Origin of the sequence: Bacillus cereus group sp. N21 (assembly GCF_016483395.1) — a bacterium.
Lineage (GTDB): Bacteria > Bacillota > Bacilli > Bacillales > Bacillaceae_G > Bacillus_A > Bacillus_A pseudomycoides.
In genome coordinates this window covers 86,276-108,111 of sequence record NZ_JAEHBX010000003.1, presented here as the reverse complement: position 1 = coordinate 108,111, position 21,836 = coordinate 86,276, and the positions used below count along the sequence as shown (strand labels likewise).

Sequence of the window (21,836 nt, the reverse complement as noted above, 5' to 3'; positions counted from 1 at the left end):
TTGAAAGGATGTTTTAAATATGGCAAAAAGTGTTGTAATTGCTGAGAAACCTTCTGTTGCACGTGATATTGCGCGTGTATTGAAGTGTGATAAAAAAGGAAATGGTTATCTTGAAGGTAATAAATATATCGTTACTTGGGCTTTAGGGCATCTCGTTACATTAGCAGACCCAGAAAGCTATGATATAAAATACAAAAAGTGGAATCTAGAAGATTTACCAATGCTACCTGAACGTTTGAAATTGACAGTGATTAAACAAACTGGCAAACAGTTTAATGCCGTTAAAAGTCAACTGATTAGAAAAGATGTTACTGAAATAATAGTGGCTACAGACGCAGGAAGAGAGGGAGAATTAGTCGCGCGTTGGATTATTGATAAAGTTAGAATTAATAAACCTATTAAACGCCTATGGATCTCATCTGTTACCGATAAAGCAATCAAAGATGGCTTCGCAAACTTAAAGCCAGGTAAAGCATATGAAAATTTATACGCTTCAGCTGTCGCACGTTCGGAGGCTGACTGGTATATCGGGCTTAATGCAACACGTGCATTAACTACTCGATTTAATGCTCAACTAAACTGTGGTCGTGTACAAACACCTACTGTAGCTATCATTGCAGGTCGTGAGGACGAAATTAAAAACTTCAAAGCACAAACATACTACGGCATTGAAGCTCAAACAACAGAAAAGTTAACATTGACTTGGCAAGACGCTAGAGGGAATGGTCGCAGTTTTGATAAAGCAAAAATCGATACCATTGTGACAAAACTGGATAAACAAAATGCAACTGTGGTAGAAATCGATAAAAAGGTGAAAAAATCATTTGCTCCTGGTCTTTATGACTTAACAGAGCTACAACGTGATGCGAATAAAATCTTTGGTTATTCTGCAAAAGAAACGTTAAATATTATGCAAAAATTATATGAGCAACATAAAGTACTCACTTACCCTCGTACAGATTCGCGCTATATTTCATCTGATATCGTCGGAACACTTCCAGAGCGTCTAAAAGCGTGTGGAGTAGGAGAATACCGTCCTTTAGCTCATAAAATTTTAAATAAGCCTATAAAATCCACTAAAGCATTTGTTGATGATAGTAAAGTAAGCGATCATCATGCAATCATCCCAACGGAAAGCTATGTGAATTTCTCAGCTTTCACAGATAAAGAACGCAAAATCTATGATTTAGTGGTAAAACGTTTCTTAGCAGTTTTATTCCCAGCCTTTGAATATGAACAACTAACATTACGCACGAAGATTGGTGATGAAACGTTTGTTGCACGTGGCAAAACGATTTTACATTCTGGTTGGAAAGAAGTATATGAAAACCGCTTTGAAGATGACGATGCAGTTGAAGATTTAAAAGAGCAAATTTTACCTCGCATTGAAAAAGGCGATACATTAAGCGTAAAACTAATTGCTCAAACATCAGGTCAAACAAAACCACCTGCACGCTTTAATGAAGCAACGTTACTTTCAGCAATGGAAAACCCTACAAAATACATGGATACGCAAAACAAACAACTTGCTGATACGTTAAAATCAACTGGTGGATTAGGTACTGTGGCTACACGAGCTGACATTATTGACAAACTATTTAATTCATTCTTGATTGAAAAACGTGGTAAAGATATTCACATTACATCAAAAGGTCGTCAGTTACTTGATTTAGTACCGGAAGAACTAAAATCTCCTACACTAACTGCTGAATGGGAACAAAAACTTGAAGCTATCGCAAAAGGTAAATTAAAAAAAGAAATTTTCATTTCCGAGATGAAAAACTATACAAAAGAAATCGTTGCTGAAATTAAATCAAGCGATAAAAAGTATAAGCATGAAAACATTTCAACAAAAACTTGTCCAGACTGTGGCAAACCGATGCTCGAAGTAAACGGCAAAAAAGGTAAAATGCTTGTATGCCAAGACCGCGAATGTGGTCATCGTAAAAATGTATCCCGTACGACAAATGCAAGATGCCCTCAATGTAAGAAAAAACTAGAACTTCGCGGTGAAGGAGATGGGCAAATCTTCGCATGTAAATGTGGATATCGTGAGAAGCTTTCTACATTCCAAGAGCGCCGCAAGAAAGAATCAGGAAATAAAGCAGATAAACGCTACGTGCAAAAATATATGAAGCAGCAACAAAAAGAAGAAGAAGAGCCATTAAATAACGCACTAGCAGAAGCATTAAAAAAGTTAAAATTTGAATAAAAAAAGTTCCTACCGCTCTCGGTAGGAACTTTTTTTAATGAATAATTTTACTTCCTTTTGCATTCTCAACAAATTTCTCACTCGACTTGTTAATCGGTGTTTTCAGTACCAATGCAAGTACAAGCATGATTACCACAAAGACACTTAACACGAGAAGATCTCTTATCACAATATCCCAAAGCATTCCGCCCACTGTTTCACGAATCACGCTAATTGCATATGTGAACGGTAAGAACGGATAGATCGATTGGAAGAATTTTGGAAGCATTTGAATTGGGAATGTTCCGCCTGATCCAGCTACTTGTAGTACGAGTAAAATGATTGCCATCGATTTCCCAATGTTTCCGAAAACAGAAACGAGTGAATACACGATACAAACAAAGACTCCACCAATGAATAAGCTGAATAGAACAAACCAAAACTTATCAACTACATACGTACCAAGTAAGAAAATATCTCCCATCGATACGATAAACGCCTGTGCAAGACCTATCGTTAAGAATGTTAAAAAGCGTCCGAAGTAAATCTCATGACTCTTATAATTTGCCTCTGGCTCATGTACTTCTACTGTTAATAATGAAACCATTAAAAGTGCCCCTACCCATAATGCAAGCACTGTATAGAATGGTGACATCCCCGAACCGTAGTTTGGCATCGCAAATAATTTATTTTCTTTTAAATTTACTGGATTTGCAAAGTAATCACTTTGCTGTTCAACATCATTTTTCAATAACTTGATGATATCTTTTATATCTTCTTCCGATTCAAATTTACGAATTTTATCTGCTAATTCTTTAATCTTTTTCTCAGTAGCCGGCATTTCTGCTTTAATATCTTCAACTTTCTTCGTACCTTCTACTAAGCCTTTTGATGAATCTTCTAGCAGTTTTTTAACATCTGGAAGACTTTTATTTGCTTCACCTAGAATTTTAGCAGTATCTTTTGACATTTGCTTTGTACGTTCAATTGCCGTATTAAAGCTCGGAACGATTTCAGAATCATATCTTGCTAAAATGTCGCCTAATTGTGCTGAAGTACTTTTTGATACTTGGTTAATACTTTCAATTACATCTTTTGCTGGCTGCTGTCCTTTATCAATCGCAGCAATTCCTTTATTCGTTAAATCCATCCCTTTTTGAAGATCAGCTTTTACTTTGTTTAGCTTATCAATCTGATTGTTAACATTTTTATCGCTATTAACATCACCTAAAATTTTATTCAAATCATTTAAGACAGGTATCATATCGTCAATCATATTTATAGTTGCTTGAAATTGACCATTTAAGCTGTTTAAAGCCGTTTTTGTAGTACCTAATCCATTAATACCTTTATTTTGTAAATCTCCTTTTGCTTTTTTGAAATCTTCTACTGTATTTCCTGCCTGATTTTTCAACTGCTCTGCCGTGCTCACTGCTTTTTGGAAATCAGTTACAAAAGTTTCGTTATAATCTTTTTCAGCTTGATCAATTAAACCATTTACTGCATTTAACTTTTGGTTAATTCCATCTCTCACATCTTGTTTTACTTCTTGACCTGTACTAATTAACTCTCCAACATGCTTAATTCTATTATTTACATCTTGCATAGAATCTCTAATAGCTGTTAAATGTTCTTTTCTGTTCTTAAAGAAATCTTGCCCGAATTTAGTTGGTGCTTTCTCTTTTAAACTAGCCATGGTATCAATCAGAGAAGACACATTATTAATATCAGTCTGAAAATTATTAGAGACGGTCTCTACATTTTTCTTTGCTATCTCTGGATCAATCTTTCCATTTTGTAACCCAGCCATAACACTTTGTGCATATGCAGTTCCCACACGCGCGGAGTTAAAAACATTGTTCACAGTTTGATTAATACCGTTCGCTATATTTTTATATCCCTCTGTATTAACTTGTGGAAGATCTGGGAGGGCTATATTTAAATCAAACCCTGGATGCATTAAAAAGTCTGTAGCCGTCGCTGCACCATCCATTCCTTTTTTCAATACCGTTAAGTTATTTTTCATAACGTCAGGCGCATTTTCTAAAGTTTGACCATTTCTTGCAAAGAATGCATCCAAATCTTTCGTCATTTGTTGTCCATCACGAATCACATTTTCTACTGTCGGTAATGTATCTTGTGCAGTCTTCACAAGCCCTTGCGCTCTACCGGCATCATCTAACGCCGTATCCACAAGTTTATACATTTCTGGGAACTCTGCTTCTAACTTAAATACAAGATCCTTTACTTTTTCAATACTTGGTAAGTTTGTTTCTAAATCGATTCCAAGGTCATTGAAGATTTCAAAAATCTCACCGTTTGCTGTTTTAACGAAGTTTTTACTGATTTCTTCTGTTATACCTGATGCACCTTTCGCTGTAATTTTCGGTGCAATGGCATTGACCTTTTCATTCACAAAATAATCAAGTTCTGGCTTTTGCGGATTATCGCTAATTACCGTTGCAATTTTTTCAGAGAAATCTTTCGGGATCGTAATACTTGCATAATAATCCCCGTGTTCTACTCCATAAATTGCTTGCTTTTCATCAACGAATTTCCATCCCATATTTTTATTCTTTTTGAGCGAATCTACAATTTCATTCCCGATGTTAATATCTTTTCCCCGTAAATTTGATCCAGCATCTTGGTTGGAAACTGCAATTGGAACATCTTTCGTGTTCCCATATGGATCCCAGGAAGCTTTAATGTTAAACCATGCATATAACGATGGCAAAATCATAAGTCCTAATACAATTACAATCGCAGCCCAATGTTTGGCTACATTCCGTAAGTCTGTCGTATAAATACGCCATATCTGTTTCATATAAGCTATCACCTAATTATATATTTTTCCTTCTTTAGAAAATGATGCATGCATTTTGCAATTATATCATTTTCCTCATCGTGGATTAAACGAAAATGTACTATTTTTCCAAACAAAACACTTCACTTACTTCATTATATAACGAAGTCGATAAAGTATTCATGCAAAATGACCAAATCGGTTTTACATTCAGTAATAACAAATATATAGGAAATGTCATAAAAAATACAAGTATTTTATCTTGGAAATACTTGTATTCACAAAAAAAATCCTCATAGCGCTTACATTGCTATGAGGATTTCTTCTATTATTATATATCTAATTGAACTTCTACTCCGAAATGATCTGAAATAATATTTCGATTTATACCATTGAAAATGACCTTTGAAGAAATAACTGTTTTTGGTTTGTTACTTAAAATAAGATCAATTCGTAAATTTTGCTTATTTTCATCCCAACCAGCAATTTTTCCTTGTACAGTTGTTCCTTCATCTTTTTTAAAAGCTAGTTCATATGTGTCATAAAGCCCTTTTTGCATGAGATAATCGTATCCTTCTCCTTGTAAACGGGCATTATTATTAAAATCGCCCATTAAAATTGAAAGTTCGTTTTCATTCACATGCTGCGTTAAACAATTCACTTGGCCTTGAAACGTTTCTTCCTCATCATTCCACCACCCAAGGTGACATGAATAAAACGTCATATTCTTTCCTTTATAAGAAACTGTTGCACTTACAATTTTACGTGCTTTCCAATAAGAAGTATCCTTACTTTCTGATACAAAGAAAGAATCTTGTTTCACAATAGGATGTTTCGTTATGATAGCTGAACCTTCTTCATATATGTCATAACCAATATGCGAGTAATCCCAAACAATATTGTAATTTCCTGAACCCAACTTCTCAAGCTCTGCAAGTAATACAAGGCCAAAGTTATCCTTTTTCTTATTACCGCATACATTTTGAGCTTTTATAGACTGACTAACCTCTTGCAAGGCAATAACATCGTAACCTTCCTCTTGAATCGTTTTAGCAAGATGTCTTATTTTTTCTATTTGATTCTCTTCTTGCCAAGAGTGGCAGTTTAAAGTGAGTAATTTCATTTATTATGCACCTAACATATCTTGGATGTCTGATTTCAACACATCAGCTTTCGGACCATATACTGCTTGAACACCTTTGTCTTTTACAATGAGACCTAAAGCACCGTTTTGCTTCCACTGTGCTTCTGGTGCAACAGCTTCTAAATTTTTCACTGTTACACGTAAACGTGTCATACAAGCATCTACATCCGCAATATTATCTTTTCCACCTAAAAGTTCAATAACCTTTGTTGCTAATGAACCCTCTTTTACATTCGTTGTGCCTTCTTCTGATTCATCTTCATTATCAATATAGTTCCCTGCACGACCTGGCGTTGGTAAATTGAATTTTTTAATTAAGAAATTGAATAATGTAAAGTTTAAACCGAAGAATACCGCTGACACAACAACAAAGTTAATTAAATCTCTTGTTAACCCCGCATTTATCATCATTGGTGTACGTGTAATTAACTCAATAAATCCAAATGCATGAACACGTAAGTTAATTAAATCCGCTAATGCAAATGCAAGTCCTGTTGTAATCGCGTATACAATATATAATACTGGTGCAATAAACATGAACATGAATTCAATTGGTTCCGTTACACCTGTTAAAAATACTGCTAATGCTGCAGATAAGAACATTGGTTTATATTTTGCACGTTTATCTTTATCGACATTACGGAACATCGCAAATGCAATACCAATTAATGATGCAGTTGAACCAATAACTTGCCCAACTTTGAAACGAGCTGGAACAACATTATTTAATAAATCGTTATATGCTTTTGTATCCCCTTTTGCTAACAAGTTATTTAAATCAGTAATCCATGCAAGCCATAATGGATCTTGTCCCGCAACAACCTGACCAACTTTTGCTCCAGTTAACATCGTATATGTTCCACCAAGCTCCGTATAGTTCATAGGAATCGTTAACATATGATGTAATCCGAACGGTAATAGTAAACGCTCTAATGTCCCGTATACAAATGGTGCAACAATTGGTGCACTATCTTTAGATGCTGCGATCCAGCGACCAAACTCATTTAATCCGCTTTGGATAAATGGCCATAAAAGTGATAAAGCAATCGCAGTAACTGTAGACCATACAATTACAACGAACGGTACAAAGCGTTTTCCGTTAAAGAACGCTAATGCTTGTGGTAATTTATTATAGTTATAGTATTTATTATATAAGGTAGCTCCTAAGAACCCTGTAATAATCCCTACGAATACTCCCATGTTCAATGCTGGTGCACCAAGTACAGAAGTGAAATAATCCTTTACAAGTAAATCTCCTGCTAATAATGAAGAAACTTTCGCTTTTGAATCCGTTAACATTTCAGCGTTAACACCAAATATAGCTCCCGTAATTCGGTTCGTTAAGACGAATGCTAACAGTGCTGCGAATGCACCACCTGCCCGGTCTTTCGCCCAAGACCCCCCAATTGCTACTGCAAATAAAATATGCAAGTTTGTAATAATTGCCCAACCGATGTCTTCCATTACTCTAGCAATTGTATGTACTGCATTTACATCCCCAGCAGACATACCAATTAGCTTACCGATGGAAATCATTAAGCCAGCAGCTGGCATAACAGCTACAACAACTAGCAATGCTTTCCCGAACTTCTGCCAAAAATCAAAAGACGTAATTTTCATCTGTTTTTTCCTCCTCTTTATTTATAAAATCCCTAATAATATAGATAATAATTTCTTTTTACCTACGAAAACGATACCTTTTTAACGCAAACGTTTTCATAAATCTATTTTAATAAAAGCGTTTTCATATTGCAATATAAATTTATTATTTTTCATAAAAAAAGATGCTACGAGAGCATCTTTTTTTATTAAGAAATACGATAAACCCTTGTTTCATAAGGTTTTAAAGTAATTGTAGTACATTTATTATGTTCCGCTACTTCATAGTTATTTAAAAGCAAACGTTTGCGTTCTAAAGAGAATGTATCCTCATTATACACAGCATTTTCTTTAGATATATTACTAATCACAACAACTTTTGCATCATTTAACGTACGCGTATACGCATAAACCTGCGGATCATTCTCTAAAATCAAATCATATGTGCCATAATTAAATACATCATGCTCTTTTTTTAGTGCAATCATCTTTTTATAGAAATTAAAAATAGAACTAGTCTCTACTTGCTGCTTTTGAACATTAATTTCTTTATAATTTGGATTCATTCCAAACCACGGTTTCCCTGTTGTAAAACCAGCGTTTTCTTCATCATTCCATTGCATTGGTGTACGTGAATTATCACGACAAGATGCCCAAATAATTTCCATCATTTCTTGATGTGATACGCCTTCTGCAATTTTCTCGCGATATAAATTCTTAATTGCTACGTCATCATAATCTTCAATATTTTGGAATTGAACATTTGTCATACCAATTTCTTGTCCTTGATAAATAAACGGTGTTCCGTGCATAAAGAAGTACATTGCTCCTAAAGCTGTTGCACTTTCACGCCAATACTGTTTATCATCTCCCCACGTAGAAACAATCCGTGGTTTATCATGATTTTCAATATACAACGCATTCCATCCCTTATTTTCTAAACCTTTTTGCCACTTCGTTAACACCTTTTTCAGTTCCACAACATCAAGTTCCTTTTTCTTTTCTGCATCCCATAAACTTAAATGCTCAAACTGAAATACCATATTAAATTTACCGTTTTCTTCTCCAACCCAAAGATCAGCATCTTCAACTTTGACACCATTGGCTTCCCCAACAGTCATAATATCGTATTTTGAAAATGTATTCTCCTTCAACTCTTCTAAAAGTGGCTGAATTCCATTTACATTCATATGTTTATCAAAAGAAGGCACATACTTTAACCCTTTTGGATTTGGCATGTCTTTTAGGCCTTCTTCTTTTTTGATATGACTGATTGCATCTACACGGAAACCATCAATTCCTTTATCTAGCCACCAGTTTACAGTATCATATAAAACTTCACGGACCTGTGCATTCTCCCAGTTTAAATCTGGTTGTTTACGTGAGAATATGTGTAAGAAATATTGATCTGTTACTTCATCATATTCCCAAGCAGAACCGCTAAAGATACTTTCCCAATTATTTGGCTCTTCTCCATCCTTACCATCGCGCCAAATATACCAATCACGTTTTGGATTATCTTTAGACGAACGCGATTCAATAAACCAAGGATGTTCATCACTCGTGTGATTAATAACTAAATCAATAATGAGCTTCATACCACGTTTATGCACTTCATCTAGTAATTCATCAAAATCAGCCATTGTACCAAATTCATCCATAATGTCTTGATAGTCACTAATATCATAACCATTATCATCATTCGGTGATTTATACATTGGACAAATCCAAATTACATCGATACCTAAATCCTTTAAATAATCAAGTTTTGTAATAATACCTTGTAAATCTCCAATACCATCACCATTGGAATCCATAAAGCTACGTGGATAAATTTGATAAGCGACAGCTTCTTTCCACCATGTTTTATTCATAATAATTCTCTCCTTTTGCATCCATCTTAAAAATTTATGCAAACGTTTTCGTAACACTATCATAACAAAATATAGAGAGTTTGCAATGAGAAATTTCATCTTATTACTAAATATCTACTTTTCTTTAAGAAACAATACTCCATTTCATTAACCTTACATATTTTTATGGTGTACATACTTGGTGGGAATTTCTCACTCCCCTTTATCATTAATAAAGTGAAACTTTAATCAGTGGGGGATTCTTCATCCCCCACTGATTATTAGCCCTCACCAATCGGGCTTTTACGGACAGTTGGTTCCCTGAATTCTGATGTGTGGGTCTTAATTACAAATAAAAAGTCATCCAATTTATGCCCGATTATTCGCAACATTTTGGATGACTAAAGTTTACTTTTCTTTTTCATTTCTAATTCTTTCTCCTAATAACAAACCTCATTTTCATAAACTAATTATTTGTCTTATGATTTTCATTTAATGACCGCAATTTAATATTTGGTGCTTTATTTTTCACTACGACGTCATCATAAACAACTGGAACTTGAAACTCAAATTGCTTTGTTTCATGTCGCTGTAAGTAAATAGGTGTTGGTACCTGATAACTCTTTAATTTTTGATTTGCATCTTGATATAAAACAAGTTGTAATGCTTGTGAATGATTGCGATAATTTTTTAAAGTGACGACGCAATTTTGTTCAAAATTATCTCCCTTTTTCTCCATCGTACATTGGCTATCCTCTTTTTTGTATTCAATTGCCTCTAGTCCTTTTTTCCCTGTGTAATGCCATGTTTTATCAAGAGTTTGAAGTATTTCATTTAAAGTAAATGGCATTATGATAATCAAGACACTCATACACACTACTTTTATGTTATTTAGCTTTTTTAACCAATTAGAATCCTTCTTTTCTAACCACTTTATAAGAAATAGAAAAGAAATTGCTTGTAATGTAAAAGAACAAATCCAGATATTCGAAATCTTATACTCCATATAAATATATGTATCTACTGGAATCCCGTATGCGTGAAATAATTTTTCTCCAATTAATTCATTATCATTTGGCATTTTTATTAATAGTAATACTCCGACACTGTAAAAAATGGCTACTAATCGATCATATTCAATCCGAATCATTCTTTCTCCCTTCTCCTTTGTTTTTTATTATCGATTTTAGCTAACATTATCGGAATATACAATCTTTTTATAGGGAATAACATAAAAAAGTTCCTTATAAATATATAAAGAACTTTATTAATATACAATATGAAGTTTTCACATCGAAATTTCCTCAAAGTACGTTGGATTATGTATAGTAATTTTTTTACCTAGAACCGTAACAATACTATCATTTTTTAATTGTTTTAATACACCGCTAACAGTCTCTCGAGATGTTCCAGATATCTTTGAAATTTCAATTGTTGTAAGTGGACATGCGATTACAATTTCCTCACCATCTTGTTCTCCTAAATCATTCATTAAATAATTTAATGTCTGGATAACACGATCTTGTGCATTTGGGATTGTAATATTTTGCACCCGATTTTCGTTAATTTTTAATATAGAGGATAACTGCTGAACAACGTACATTAGCTGTGTCCGACTTGCTTTTACCATATCTTCAAAAATCACTGTAGGAATATAGTAAACATCCACATCTGTCATTGCTTCCGCTGTATAATTATATGCATTGTCTGTAAACATACCACCATAAGGGAAAATAGAAAGTCGCTTTACATAGTCTTCATATAATAAATTCCCGTTTTGATTTATTCGCTCTAACTTTACAAAACCATCTAGCATAAAATAAATTCTTTCTCTTGAATCACCTTCTAAAAATAAAAACTGACCTTTCTTATAAGTTCGCCAATAAACAAACTCTGATAGGCTTTTTAATTTTGTATCTGTTACATGAGAAAATAATTCAAACTGCTTCAAGTCTTTAACTACGTTCCGTCTGTTCATAAAATTCCTTCTCTCTTGCTATATATCGGAGTGAAACATCGAGAAAGCGTATTCAATTTTATTTTATCACACTTAACTTACACAGCTTTTGTTTATCATGAATACTTTATGAACGTTTTATCCAAAAATTAACAAACAAAAAAGAATGAAGTTGCTACCTCATTCTTTTTGAAATTACTAGTAATAGAAGAGCTATGTTTATACACAAGCATATACGTCCTGCTTAGAAATAATCGTACCAGCTTTTTCTTCTAACGCTTCATATACTTTTTCTAATGAAGTAATAATTGTTTTTCGCTTTGGATCTGCATTTGCAAAACTAATAGCAGCTTCAATTTTTGGAAGCATACTACCTGCTGCAAATTGTTTCTCCTGTATATACCCTTCTAATTCATCGACTGTAACAGCCTCTAATCTCTTTTGATTAGGCTGATTAAAATGCACATAAACATAATCAACTGCCGTTAAAATCACAAGTGTATCAGCATCTACTAGTTCTGCTAACTTTTGAGCTGCAAAGTCCTTATCAATGACAGCTTCAGTACCTTTTAACCCTTCCTCAGACTCAATAACGGGGATTCCTCCACCTCCAACAGCAATGACTATATTTCCACCTTCAACTAATGAATTGATTACTTTATGCTCGTGAATGCTCACAGGCTTTGGTGATGGAACAACGCGTCTCCATCCTCTTCCTGCATCCTCTTTAAATACAGCTTTTGTTTCTTCCATTAACTTTCTTGCTTCTTCTTCTGTATAGAAAGGCCCAATTGGTTTTGTTGGATTTCGGAATGCCTCATCCTTTTCATCCACGACAACACGTGTTATAACCGTGGCTACTTCTTTTTTTATTTTACGCTTTTTCAAAGCCTTCTCAATTGCATTTTCCATCCAATATCCGATCATCCCTTGGCTCATTGCACCACAAGTATCTAACGGCATTGCCGGTGTTTTTTCCGTATCTGCTGCTTTTTGTTGCAATAAAATATTACCTACTTGCGGGCCATTTCCATGTGCAATAACAATATCAATGTTATTTTCCATAATTTTAACAAGTTGTTCTGCTGTTCTTTCTAATGCTTCTTGCTGCGCCTCGGCAGTAGCATTTCCAGATTGTATAGCATTTCCCCCTAGTGCAACTACGATTTTTCTTCGTGTCATATTTCAACCCTCCAATTAATTCAGTTTCACAAAATTTTATAAAGTGATACTCCCTGTAATTAATCCATAAATCGCGAAAAATGCTAAGGCACCAATAGCTACAGAGGATGCCAGTTCCACACGAGTAAATATTTGTTTTGGATTCGTTTGCTTTTGAACATTGTAAAAGATGAAAATACCAGGTGCATATAATGTCATTGTTAGTAATAAGTAATCTAAGCCAGCTGCATACACTAACCAAATTCCATAAATACTTGCTACCAAACCAATGATTATATTTTTTGTTCGATCTTTTTCTTTAGATTGTAAACTGTGCTTAAATTGATAGAATGCTGAAAAAGCATACGGAATTAAAATAGCAGAGGACGCGAGAGAAAATGCAAAATGATATGCTTGATCTGAAACAACAAATGTTAATAAAAAAATTTGAATTAAACCATTTGTTATCCATAATGAATTTATAGGAGCTTTGTTTTTGTTTTCTTTCGCAAACCACTTTGGAAACACTCCGTCTTTAGCAGCTAAATATGGAATTTCAGATGCGAGTAGCGTCCATCCTAACCAAGCACCTAATACAGAAATGACTAAACCTAAGTTAATAAAAATAGCGCCCCATTTTCCGACAACGCTTTCAAATAAATACGCCATAGACGGATTTTTCAAATTAGCAACATCAGCTTGTTGCATAAGACCAAGAGATAGTAATGTAAGTAGGATATAAATGATGAGTGTACCAATTAATCCGATGACTGTTGCTTTCCCCACATCGCTTCGGCTTTTCGCACGACTTGATAAGACAACAGCCCCTTCTACACCAATAAATACCCAAAGAGTTACAAGCATTGTGCTCTTAACTTGACTACCTACTGCTCCCCAAGAAAAGGAACCAGCTTGTCCCCAAAAACCATCTAAGAAAATATCAATATGGAAGGCGAAAATTCCTACAACAATAAAGACAAATACAGGCACTAATTTTGCAATTGTTGTTACTAAATTTACAAGTGCTGCTGATTGTACCCCACGTAAAATTAGCATGTGAACACACCATAGCAATATACTCGCTCCAATAATCGAAGCTACATTTTGTCCACCTTCAAAAACTGGGAAGAAATAACCTAATGAAGAGAATAATAATGTACCGTAAGCTACATTACCAAGCCAAGCAGATAGCCAATATCCCCAGGCACTATTAAATCCCATAAAATTACCAAATCCTGCTTTTGCATAACTAAAAATACCACCATCTAAATCTGGTCTTTTTACAGTTAAATTTTGAAATGATAATCCAAGAGCAATCATCCCAACCCCTGTTATAACCCAACCGATAATAATGGCTCCCGCACCAGCGCCTTTTGCCATATCACTTGCTAAGTTAAATGCTCCACCGCCTATCATGGAACCAACGACAAGAGCTGTTAAAGTAAATAGTCCTAGTTTCTTTTCTTCACCCATTACACTCACCTCTCTTTAATTGCAATAAGAAGAAAACAACAATAGTGAATGATAGTGTCTAAAGGAGGAGAAAGAAGGAAGATTACCTTCCTTCTTTACTCCATATTTCCTAAAGTAGCTGCCATAACCGCTTTAATTGTATGCATTCTATTTTCTGCTTGATCAAATACTTTTGAATGCTTACTACGGAAGACTTCGTCACTTACTTCCATTTCTTTTATTCCATATTTTTCATAAATTTCTTCTCCGTACATTGTTTCCGCATCATGAAATGCAGGTAAACAATGTAAGAACACCACATTTTCATTTCCAGTTTCTTTAATCATTTGCATATTTACTTGATAAGGCGTCAATAATTCAATACGTTCAGCAAACTTATCTTCTTCCCCCATAGATACCCATACATCTGTATAAATTACATCCGCATCTGCAACAGCCTCTTGAACATTACTTGTTACCATTACTCGATCATTATATTTTTTTGCTAAATCAATAACTTCTTGTGCTGGCCATAATGATTCTGGTGTACAAATACGGACTTCCATTCCAACAATTGCACCGCCGACTAATAAGCTATTTGCTACATTGTTCCGCCCGTCCCCAACATAAACGAGCTTAACGTCTTTTAAACGTCCCACATGCTCTCTTATTGTTAATAAATCTGCAAGTGTTTGTGTTGGATGCCACATATCTGTTAAGCCATTCCATACTGGCACACCAGAATTGTTTGCTAAAGATTCTACTGTCGCATGATCGAAACCACGGAATTCAATCCCATCAAACATACGCCCTAAAACTTTTGCTGTATCTTCAACAGATTCTTTTTTTCCGAGCTGAATATCACCTTTACCTAAGTATTCAGGGTTGGCACCTAAATCTGTACAAGCTACTGTAAATGCACACCGTGTACGAGTTGAAGTTTTTTCGAATAAGAGTGCAACATTTTTACCTTCTAAATAACGATGCGGAATACCATTTTTCTTTTTCTCTTTTAATTCTGCTGCTAAATCTAGAAAGTATAATAATTCTTCTTCCGTAAAATCTTTTTCAGCAAGAAAACTTCTTCCTTTTAAGTTTGGTTTAGTCATCAACATGATTCATCCCTACTTTCTCCGTTTTTTATACTAAATATCTTTTCGAACAATCGGCATACTCATGCAACGTGGACCCCCACGACCGCGAGATAATTCCGAGCTGAGTACTTCAATAACTTCTATACCATGCTCACGTAATAAAGCATTAGATACATAGTTGCGATCATATGTAACAACTACTCCTGGCGCAATCGCCAATGTATTAGATCCATCGTTCCATTGTTCACGAGCAGAAGCGATCACATCTCCTCCTCCGCAAGGGATAAGTACTAATTCACTTAAACCTAATACTTCTTTTAAAGCTTCAGTTAAAGATGTACGATGGGTAATTTTAAGAGTTTCTTCATCCTTTCCTTTTTCTAATATATATATATTCATATTTCCTTTTGGTCCTTGAATAGCTGGGTGAATTGTAAATTTGTCATAATCGACCATTGTAAACACTGTATCTAAGTGCATAAAAGCACGACATTTTGGAATTTCTATTGCTAGCACTTTTTTAATTTTATTTTGGCGACTAAATAAGTTTTTAGCTAAACGCTCAATTGCTTTAGCTGAAGTACGAGCAGATACCCCAATTGCAATTGTTTCCTCATTTAAAATCAGTTCGTCGCCACCTTCAATCGGAAATTTATAATCACGATCTAACCAAACTGGCACATCATGACTTGCAAATCGTGGATGATGTTTAATGATATATTCCATAAACAATGATTCACGTCTCCGTGCCGGTTCTCTCATTTTGTTAATTGTTAAACCGTCACCTATACTAGCTGCTGGATCACGAGTAAAATATAAATTTGGCATTGGATCTAAATAGAATGGATAATGATCTTCCATTAATTCATACAGATGCGTTTTTTTACTAGTTTCAATTTCGTTTTTCCGCACGCCACCCATAATTTTCTGAATCAATTCTTCATTTGAAAAGGAAAGTAAATATTCTTTTAAAGTTTGATGTGCAACATTTACGTCAGTCTGTCCTTCTTTTAAAATACGATCAACAAATTCTTCACGAAGTTTTTTATCAACTAACGCCTCAGCTGCTAGTTTTTCTAAATAAAGAACTTCAACACCCCGATTGCGTAATGTTTGTGCAAAATAATCATGTTCTTTTTGAATAATTGGTAAATATGGGATATCGTCAAATAATAATTGTTGCAAATAATCTGGCGTTAAATTTTCCACTTCTTTACCAGGACGTTTTAATAAAACCGTTTGTAATTCCCCAATTTCTGAAGTAACATGTATCGGATGTTTCATTTGTTGTACCTCCTTTTAAATTTGTTTGATGTCTACAAATACATAATAAACGGTACGTACTTCCCTTCTTGTGAAAGCGCTAACATTTTCAAGTGGAATATTTCACAATTTATTTTTTAAAATAATATATATTTGTATTTTTATAAGGTTTTTTGCTCCATATTTTGCAAAACAGCTATATATTACGTATATATAATGAATAACCCTTTACTAATTCATATTAAAATTTCAAAAAAAGATCCTATTTCTAATAAAAATTAGAAATAGGATCTTCACTTACATAATCAATTTCAATCTTTCTTCTAGAACCTTCCTATCCGATTGTGATCGAGAAATCACAAGGCACGTATCATTTCCACATATACATCCTACTTTTTCTTTCCAATCTAAAGAATCCAATAATACACCAATAACATGGGCATTTCCCGGTAATGTTTTAATGATTGTTAATTGCTCTACACAATCAATTTTCACAACAACTTCTTTTATTTTTTTCTTTAATTTCATATCCGTTTGTAAACTGTCTTCTGAAAAAATCTTATATATTGTTAATCCACTTGCAGAGGTTACCTTTATTAAATTTAATTCACGAATATCTCGTGAAATCGTTGCTTGTGTAACTACTACACCATGTTCTTCTAACAATTCTACTAATTTCTCTTGTGTATCTATTTCACACTCTCTTATCAATTGTTTAATTAGCCGTTGTCTTTTCTCCTTTTTCATAAAAGACATCCTTTCGAATATTATAACTTTATTATATCTTGCTATAATTTCCATTCGAAAGAGATAAAGGTAAATGTTGCGGAAACGTTCATAGTTTATAATTATTCCTCTTAAAGGAATTCAAACTTTAAAGCATTTTCTTAGTCATGCTCCAAATTCTTCAGCGAGCATTTGGCATCAATCACTCATAGGAGCTGTAGAAGACATTGCTTCAAGTGAAACAGCTTATTTCCATCGAAAAGCAATTATTGCTCAAGAATACCTTACATCTTGGAAATGCGACAATGAGGAACAACAAAATATACGTTGGATTAAAGATTTACGAAATGCTATGGCACCTTATACATTAGGTGATTATGTCAATTGGCCTGATATTGATATTACAGATTGGCAAAACACTTACTATGGCACAAACTTTACAAGGTTACGTAAAGTAAAAACAGTATATGACCCTTGTAATGTTTTTCGATTCCCACAAAGCATCCCTCCCTTCCATAAATAAAATATAAATTTCTCTCACTTTTTTATTTTCTTCAAAGCCTCTTTTTATCACCTTACTAACCGAATCATCTTCCTAATTTCACGTTCCCTAGACAATGTTTTTCGCAAAAAATAAAGGGTTTTGGCACTTTATGACTAATAACAAAAATAAGGGGCAACATTTGTAAAATACAAATTTGACTGGGGGATTGGTATGATTCAAGTTCAAAATCTAGTAAAGTCATTTGGTTCATTAGACGTTTTAAAAGGGATCAATTTAGAAGTAAAAGAAAAAGAAGTTGTTGTTTTAATTGGCGCGAGCGGCTCAGGAAAAAGCACTTTACTTCGTTGTCTCAACTTTTTAGAAATGTACGATGAAGGAGAAATTCACTTACAAGGGAAACGAATTAATCCTAAAAGTACAAACTTAAACAAAGTCCGCGAAAATGTTGGAATGGTATTTCAACATTTTAACCTCTTTCCACATATGACCTCATTAGAAAACATCATAGAAGCACCTATTCATGTAAAAAAAATGGACAAAACAAAAGCGAAAGAAATTGGAACCGACCTATTACAAAAGGTTGGATTACAAGACAAAGCAAACGTGACACCTCACCTTTTATCTGGTGGACAAAAACAACGTGTTGCGATCGCACGCGCACTTGCAATGAATCCTAAAATCATGCTATTTGATGAACCTACATCTGCTCTTGATCCTGAACTTGTTGGAGAAGTACTCCAAGTTATGAAAGAGCTTGCTGGTGAAGGAATGACAATGGTAATCGTCACCCATGAAATGAACTTTGCACGGGATGTAGCAGATCGCGTCATTTTTATGGATAATGGACAAATTGTAGAGGATGCACCACCAGAACAATTTTTTTCAGCACCGTCAAATGAGAGAGCAAAACAGTTTTTACGAAACATTTTATAGAGAGGGACTTCACTCCCCACGAATACTTAAACCATTAAAACTCATACGGGTGGCCTAATTGCCCCACCCATGGAAACTTTCCATAGCAATTAAGATACGGCTGTTTAACCCGTATGTGCAGGATGAATATATAGGAGGGGTTTTGATGAGAAAGAAAATACTTACTGTTTTTGCAGCAATTACACTATGTGTATCCTTCGTCCTTGGAGCCTGTAGTAAGGAAACTTCAACAAATGAAGGGAAAGAGTTTCGCTATGCAATGAGCGGCTTATATAAACCTTTTAACTTCAAAGAAAATGACGGAAAACTAGTTGGTTTTGATGTCGAAATTGGTGAGGCACTCGCAAAAAAAATGGGAATGAAGCCTGTTCCAGTTACAAATCCTTGGGAAACATTGATTCAAGGTCTAAAAGCAAAAAAATATGACGTCATATTAGGAAGTATGGCAATTACAGAAGACCGCCTAAAAGCCGTTAATTTTACGAATCCATACTATCGCTCTGGTGCACAAATTTTCGTAGCTAAAAAGAACAATTCCATTTCTTCAGTAGAAGACTTAAAAGGAAAAAAAATCGGTGTTGTAAAAGCTAGTACATTTAAAACACTTGTGGAAAAACATACAGATCAAATCACAGAATACGACAGTGACATTACAGCTCTTATGGATTTGGAACCGGGCCGAGTAGATGCTGTTATTACGGATCAAATGGTTGGTCTTCGTATGATAAAAGAAGGAAAATCAAATATAAAAGAAGCTGGCAAACCATTAAATCTTGAGGAAATGGGAATTGCAATTCGCAAAGATGATAAAGAGATGGTGAAGAAAGTAAACAAAGCATTAGAGGAAATTATTAAAGATGGCACATATGAAAAAATCAGTAAAAAATGGTTTGGAAAAAATATTCTTGGAGAAGAGGAAAAGACAAAATAAAATGATTTACCCTTCTAAAAAACAAATCATTTTTAATCCATAAGCGATGCCCCACCTCAGCCGTGGGGTATTTGCATCTATTTCCTAAAATAAATTCTATATTGAGGTGACGTTGATGATTGAAATTTTCATATCTACATATCCAACATTTCTAAAAGCAATTGTCATGACTTTACAATTAACATTAACTTCATTATTACTTGGTTCATTAATCGGACTTCTATTCGCCTTTTTTCGTATTTCCAATAATAAAATTTTAAATAGTATTGCACACATATATATTGCTGTTATCCGAGGCACACCATTAATCGTTCAAATCATGATTCTTTATTTCGGCATTACGTCTATTATCGTTCTGTCTCCATTTTGGGCTGGTGCCATTGCTTTAGCAATTCATAACGGTGCATATATTACAGAAATTTTCCGTGGCTCCATTCAATCGGTCGATCGCGGCCAATTAGAAGCGGCTCGTTCTTTAGGAATGTCCTATCCACTCGCTATGCGCCGTATCATTTTACCGCAAGCATTTCGATTATCAATCCCACCGCTCGGAAACCAATTTGTCATTGGATTAAAAGATTCTTCCCTTGTCGCATACGTAGGAATGTCTGAGCTTTGGGGATCCGGTTTATCTATAGCTGCTGGAAACTTTAAGCAACTTGAAACATACATTGTTGTTAGTGCCTATTATCTTGTACTCGTCCTTTTGTTTACTTACCTCGTAAATCTCTTAGAGAAAAAACTTCAGCGTAAACAAAGTAATTCTATACAAGTAAATAAAGAGAAAGAAAAAGCAGTCTCTTTATAGGAAGAATTGTAGCAACCCTTTCATCTATTAGATTGAAAAAGGAATCAATGAAAAGTTACTATTACATGCAAAAAAACAATCAAAATACAAACTAAAAAAAGCAAGCTACTTTTTAGGTAGCTTGCTTTTATAGTTAAAGGGTTCTAAATAATCTATTCCAGAATCATGGATTCACTTTTTTGATAGTTTCCTGTTCTTCTATATGCTCCTCACGATATGCAATATTATCAGGGTCTAACCCATTCCCTAAAGAACCATAGAAATGTTCCCTATGAGGATCAACTAATTCACTGCCTTGATAATATACGCGAGGTGTGTTCCAAAGTGCTGCCATTGCTTTCGTCATCGGCATTTCATGATAACGCTCCGGCCACATTTCTTTAATTTTTTCTTTTACTAATGGGTAATACTTAGAACTCATAGCAGGGAACAAATGATGTTCCGTATGATATGAGAAGTTAAAATGCAAAACATCAACCCAGCGCGGCACTGTTACAGATAAACAGTTAGCTAATGGATCATTTACAGGAACAATTGGATTTAAACGGTGATTTGTTGCAATATAGCCCATTACAATAAAGTTTGCAATGAGTAATGGAATCACATAAGCAAACAACCACTTCGTAGGCCCCATAATAAATAGCAAACTAATCCAAACCGTCCATGGCAAAAGAAGTTGAAGCCATACAGACTTCTGATTCGATGACTTAAATTCTTTTATAAAATGAAAGAACATACGAGTTGAATGTATTGTAAATTGAATTGTTAGTGACAGAAAACTGAAGAAAGAACGCACATGCAAGGGCATACGATACACCCATCTTAAAAATTTACTCTTCTTCATCTTTTCAAGTGTTGGCCACGCATCAGGGTCATGTTCTTCATGCTGTGTATGAACATGGTGCGTCGCATTGTGCCATTTTCTCCACAATTTCGGTCCTGTAGATAATGGCATAAATGCAATTGCCCCTAAAAAATCACGAAGCCATGCTTTTCTTACAACTGTTCCGTGCAAGATTTCATGTCCTAAAAATCCAAGTGAAGCAAAACATAACCCTAGAACAATTGCAATTCCAAGATTTGCCCACACATTCAAATCGAATAAACCAATCGCTATTAACCCAGCTACCGCCACAAGTAAATAAGCCAGTCCACCAAACAAACGAGTTGGAACTGGTTTAAATGCTTTTTTTGGCAAATGCGGCGATACACGTGCTGCATACCATCCAAACGTATGAAGCTCCTTCATCCTTTTGCCCCTTTCTTATGCCGCGCTTACGCAACTTGCATAAATCAATTCTTGTTTCCAGATTGATAATACTAGTTAATTACAAAAAGCATTTATAATAAGTAAATCATACTCACTCTATCGTCACTCATTTTCGCTTTTATTATCAATGAAAAACATTTCTCTTT

16 protein-coding genes and 1 pseudogene are annotated in these 21,836 nt (G+C 34.6%); 5 read left to right on the top strand and 12 right to left on the bottom strand.

All coding sequences use genetic code 11. From position 1 onward, the window contains the following. Positions 1-19 precede the first annotated feature (19 nt). Positions 20-2,212 (top strand): DNA topoisomerase III, encoded by a 2,193-nt coding sequence (locus tag JDS96_RS02610; RefSeq protein ID WP_199665893.1) that lies wholly within the window; start codon positions 20-22, stop codon positions 2,210-2,212. Between the two features lie 34 nt (positions 2,213-2,246). Here the strand turns inward: JDS96_RS02610 and JDS96_RS02605 are convergent, their stop codons facing one another. From JDS96_RS02605 to argR, 11 genes are all read right to left on the bottom strand, one after another. Next, positions 2,247-5,015 (bottom strand): YhgE/Pip domain-containing protein, encoded by a 2,769-nt coding sequence (locus tag JDS96_RS02605; RefSeq protein WP_199665891.1) that lies wholly within the window; start codon positions 5,013-5,015, stop codon positions 2,247-2,249. Between the two features lie 310 nt (positions 5,016-5,325). Further along, positions 5,326-6,117 carry an endonuclease/exonuclease/phosphatase family protein gene (locus tag JDS96_RS02600; RefSeq protein ID WP_199665890.1) on the bottom strand — a complete coding sequence of 264 codons (792 nt, stop codon included), beginning with the start codon at positions 6,115-6,117 and terminating at the stop codon, positions 5,326-5,328. A 3-nt stretch (positions 6,118-6,120) separates the two neighbouring features. Beyond that, positions 6,121-7,758, bottom strand: coding sequence for a PTS transporter subunit IIBC (locus tag JDS96_RS02595; protein WP_003194749.1), 1,638 nt, complete (start codon positions 7,756-7,758; stop codon positions 6,121-6,123). A gap of 188 nt (positions 7,759-7,946) precedes the next feature. Next, positions 7,947-9,611 carry a glycoside hydrolase family 13 protein gene (locus JDS96_RS02590; protein ID WP_098148630.1) on the bottom strand — a complete coding sequence of 555 codons (1,665 nt, stop codon included), beginning with the start codon at positions 9,609-9,611 and terminating at the stop codon, positions 7,947-7,949. Positions 9,612-10,056: 445 nt separating this feature from the next. Beyond that, positions 10,057-10,740, bottom strand: coding sequence for an ABC transporter permease (locus JDS96_RS02585; RefSeq protein ID WP_199665889.1), 684 nt, complete (start codon positions 10,738-10,740; stop codon positions 10,057-10,059). Between the two features lie 138 nt (positions 10,741-10,878). Next, complete coding sequence (locus JDS96_RS02580; protein WP_199665888.1) at positions 10,879-11,568, bottom strand: Crp/Fnr family transcriptional regulator; 690 nt, start codon at positions 11,566-11,568, stop codon at positions 10,879-10,881. A gap of 198 nt (positions 11,569-11,766) precedes the next feature. Then, positions 11,767-12,729 carry a carbamate kinase gene (gene arcC / locus JDS96_RS02575; protein ID WP_003205622.1) on the bottom strand — a complete coding sequence of 321 codons (963 nt, stop codon included), beginning with the start codon at positions 12,727-12,729 and terminating at the stop codon, positions 11,767-11,769. Between the two features lie 36 nt (positions 12,730-12,765). Further along, positions 12,766-14,181, bottom strand: a complete 1,416-nt coding sequence (arcD, locus tag JDS96_RS02570) for an arginine-ornithine antiporter (RefSeq protein ID WP_033798007.1) — start codon at positions 14,179-14,181, stop codon at positions 12,766-12,768. A gap of 95 nt (positions 14,182-14,276) precedes the next feature. Then, a complete protein-coding gene (gene argF, locus JDS96_RS02565; RefSeq protein ID WP_003205627.1) occupies positions 14,277-15,275 on the bottom strand; it encodes an ornithine carbamoyltransferase in 999 nt (332 codons plus the stop codon). A 30-nt stretch (positions 15,276-15,305) separates the two neighbouring features. Next, the gene (gene arcA / locus JDS96_RS02560) at positions 15,306-16,538 is read right to left on the bottom strand and encodes an arginine deiminase (protein WP_003194737.1); all 1,233 of its coding nucleotides are present in this window, start codon (positions 16,536-16,538) and stop codon (positions 15,306-15,308) included. Positions 16,539-16,814: 276 nt separating this feature from the next. Then, a complete protein-coding gene (gene argR, locus JDS96_RS02555) occupies positions 16,815-17,264 on the bottom strand; it encodes an arginine repressor (protein ID WP_018766526.1) in 450 nt (149 codons plus the stop codon). Positions 17,265-17,367: 103 nt separating this feature from the next. On the opposite strand from argR, the pseudogene JDS96_RS02550 reads away from it, so the two are divergent. The 4 genes and pseudogenes from JDS96_RS02550 to JDS96_RS02535 form a co-directional block, all read left to right on the top strand. Continuing rightward, positions 17,368-17,766 (top strand): annotated as a pseudogene (locus tag JDS96_RS02550) (BBE domain-containing protein); the annotation flags it as partial. A 192-nt stretch (positions 17,767-17,958) separates the two neighbouring features. After that, positions 17,959-18,681, top strand: a complete 723-nt coding sequence (locus JDS96_RS02545; RefSeq protein WP_003194731.1) for an amino acid ABC transporter ATP-binding protein — start codon at positions 17,959-17,961, stop codon at positions 18,679-18,681. A 145-nt stretch (positions 18,682-18,826) separates the two neighbouring features. Beyond that, positions 18,827-19,612, top strand: a complete 786-nt coding sequence (locus JDS96_RS02540) for an ABC transporter substrate-binding protein (RefSeq protein ID WP_018766523.1) — start codon at positions 18,827-18,829, stop codon at positions 19,610-19,612. A 115-nt stretch (positions 19,613-19,727) separates the two neighbouring features. Beyond that, positions 19,728-20,420: an amino acid ABC transporter permease gene (locus tag JDS96_RS02535; RefSeq protein ID WP_003194725.1), complete on the top strand. Its 693-nt coding sequence runs from the start codon at positions 19,728-19,730 to the stop codon at positions 20,418-20,420. Between the two features lie 163 nt (positions 20,421-20,583). On the opposite strand, the gene desB is transcribed toward JDS96_RS02535, so the two are convergent. Next, positions 20,584-21,669 (bottom strand): Delta(10) desaturase DesB, encoded by a 1,086-nt coding sequence (gene desB / locus JDS96_RS02530; RefSeq protein ID WP_003194723.1) that lies wholly within the window; start codon positions 21,667-21,669, stop codon positions 20,584-20,586. Positions 21,670-21,836 lie beyond the last annotated feature (167 nt).

Coding starts and splice junctions, on each gene's coding strand:
- JDS96_RS02610 (WP_199665893.1), top strand. CDS start 20: ATGGCAAAAAGTGTTGTAATTGCTGAGAAACCTTCTGTTGCACGTGAT.
- JDS96_RS02605 (WP_199665891.1), bottom strand. CDS start 5,015: ATGAAACAGATATGGCGTATTTATACGACAGACTTACGGAATGTAGCC.
- JDS96_RS02600 (WP_199665890.1), bottom strand. CDS start 6,117: ATGAAATTACTCACTTTAAACTGCCACTCTTGGCAAGAAGAGAATCAA.
- JDS96_RS02595 (WP_003194749.1), bottom strand. CDS start 7,758: ATGAAAATTACGTCTTTTGATTTTTGGCAGAAGTTCGGGAAAGCATTG.
- JDS96_RS02590 (WP_098148630.1), bottom strand. CDS start 9,611: ATGAATAAAACATGGTGGAAAGAAGCTGTCGCTTATCAAATTTATCCA.
- JDS96_RS02585 (WP_199665889.1), bottom strand. CDS start 10,740: ATGATTCGGATTGAATATGATCGATTAGTAGCCATTTTTTACAGTGTC.
- JDS96_RS02580 (WP_199665888.1), bottom strand. CDS start 11,568: ATGAACAGACGGAACGTAGTTAAAGACTTGAAGCAGTTTGAATTATTT.
- arcC (WP_003205622.1), bottom strand. CDS start 12,729: ATGACACGAAGAAAAATCGTAGTTGCACTAGGGGGAAATGCTATACAA.
- arcD (WP_033798007.1), bottom strand. CDS start 14,181: ATGGGTGAAGAAAAGAAACTAGGACTATTTACTTTAACAGCTCTTGTC.
- argF (WP_003205627.1), bottom strand. CDS start 15,275: ATGTTGATGACTAAACCAAACTTAAAAGGAAGAAGTTTTCTTGCTGAA.
- arcA (WP_003194737.1), bottom strand. CDS start 16,538: ATGAAACATCCGATACATGTTACTTCAGAAATTGGGGAATTACAAACG.
- argR (WP_018766526.1), bottom strand. CDS start 17,264: ATGAAAAAGGAGAAAAGACAACGGCTAATTAAACAATTGATAAGAGAG.
- JDS96_RS02545 (WP_003194731.1), top strand. CDS start 17,959: ATGATTCAAGTTCAAAATCTAGTAAAGTCATTTGGTTCATTAGACGTT.
- JDS96_RS02540 (WP_018766523.1), top strand. CDS start 18,827: ATGAGAAAGAAAATACTTACTGTTTTTGCAGCAATTACACTATGTGTA.
- JDS96_RS02535 (WP_003194725.1), top strand. CDS start 19,728: ATGATTGAAATTTTCATATCTACATATCCAACATTTCTAAAAGCAATT.
- desB (WP_003194723.1), bottom strand. CDS start 21,669: ATGAAGGAGCTTCATACGTTTGGATGGTATGCAGCACGTGTATCGCCG.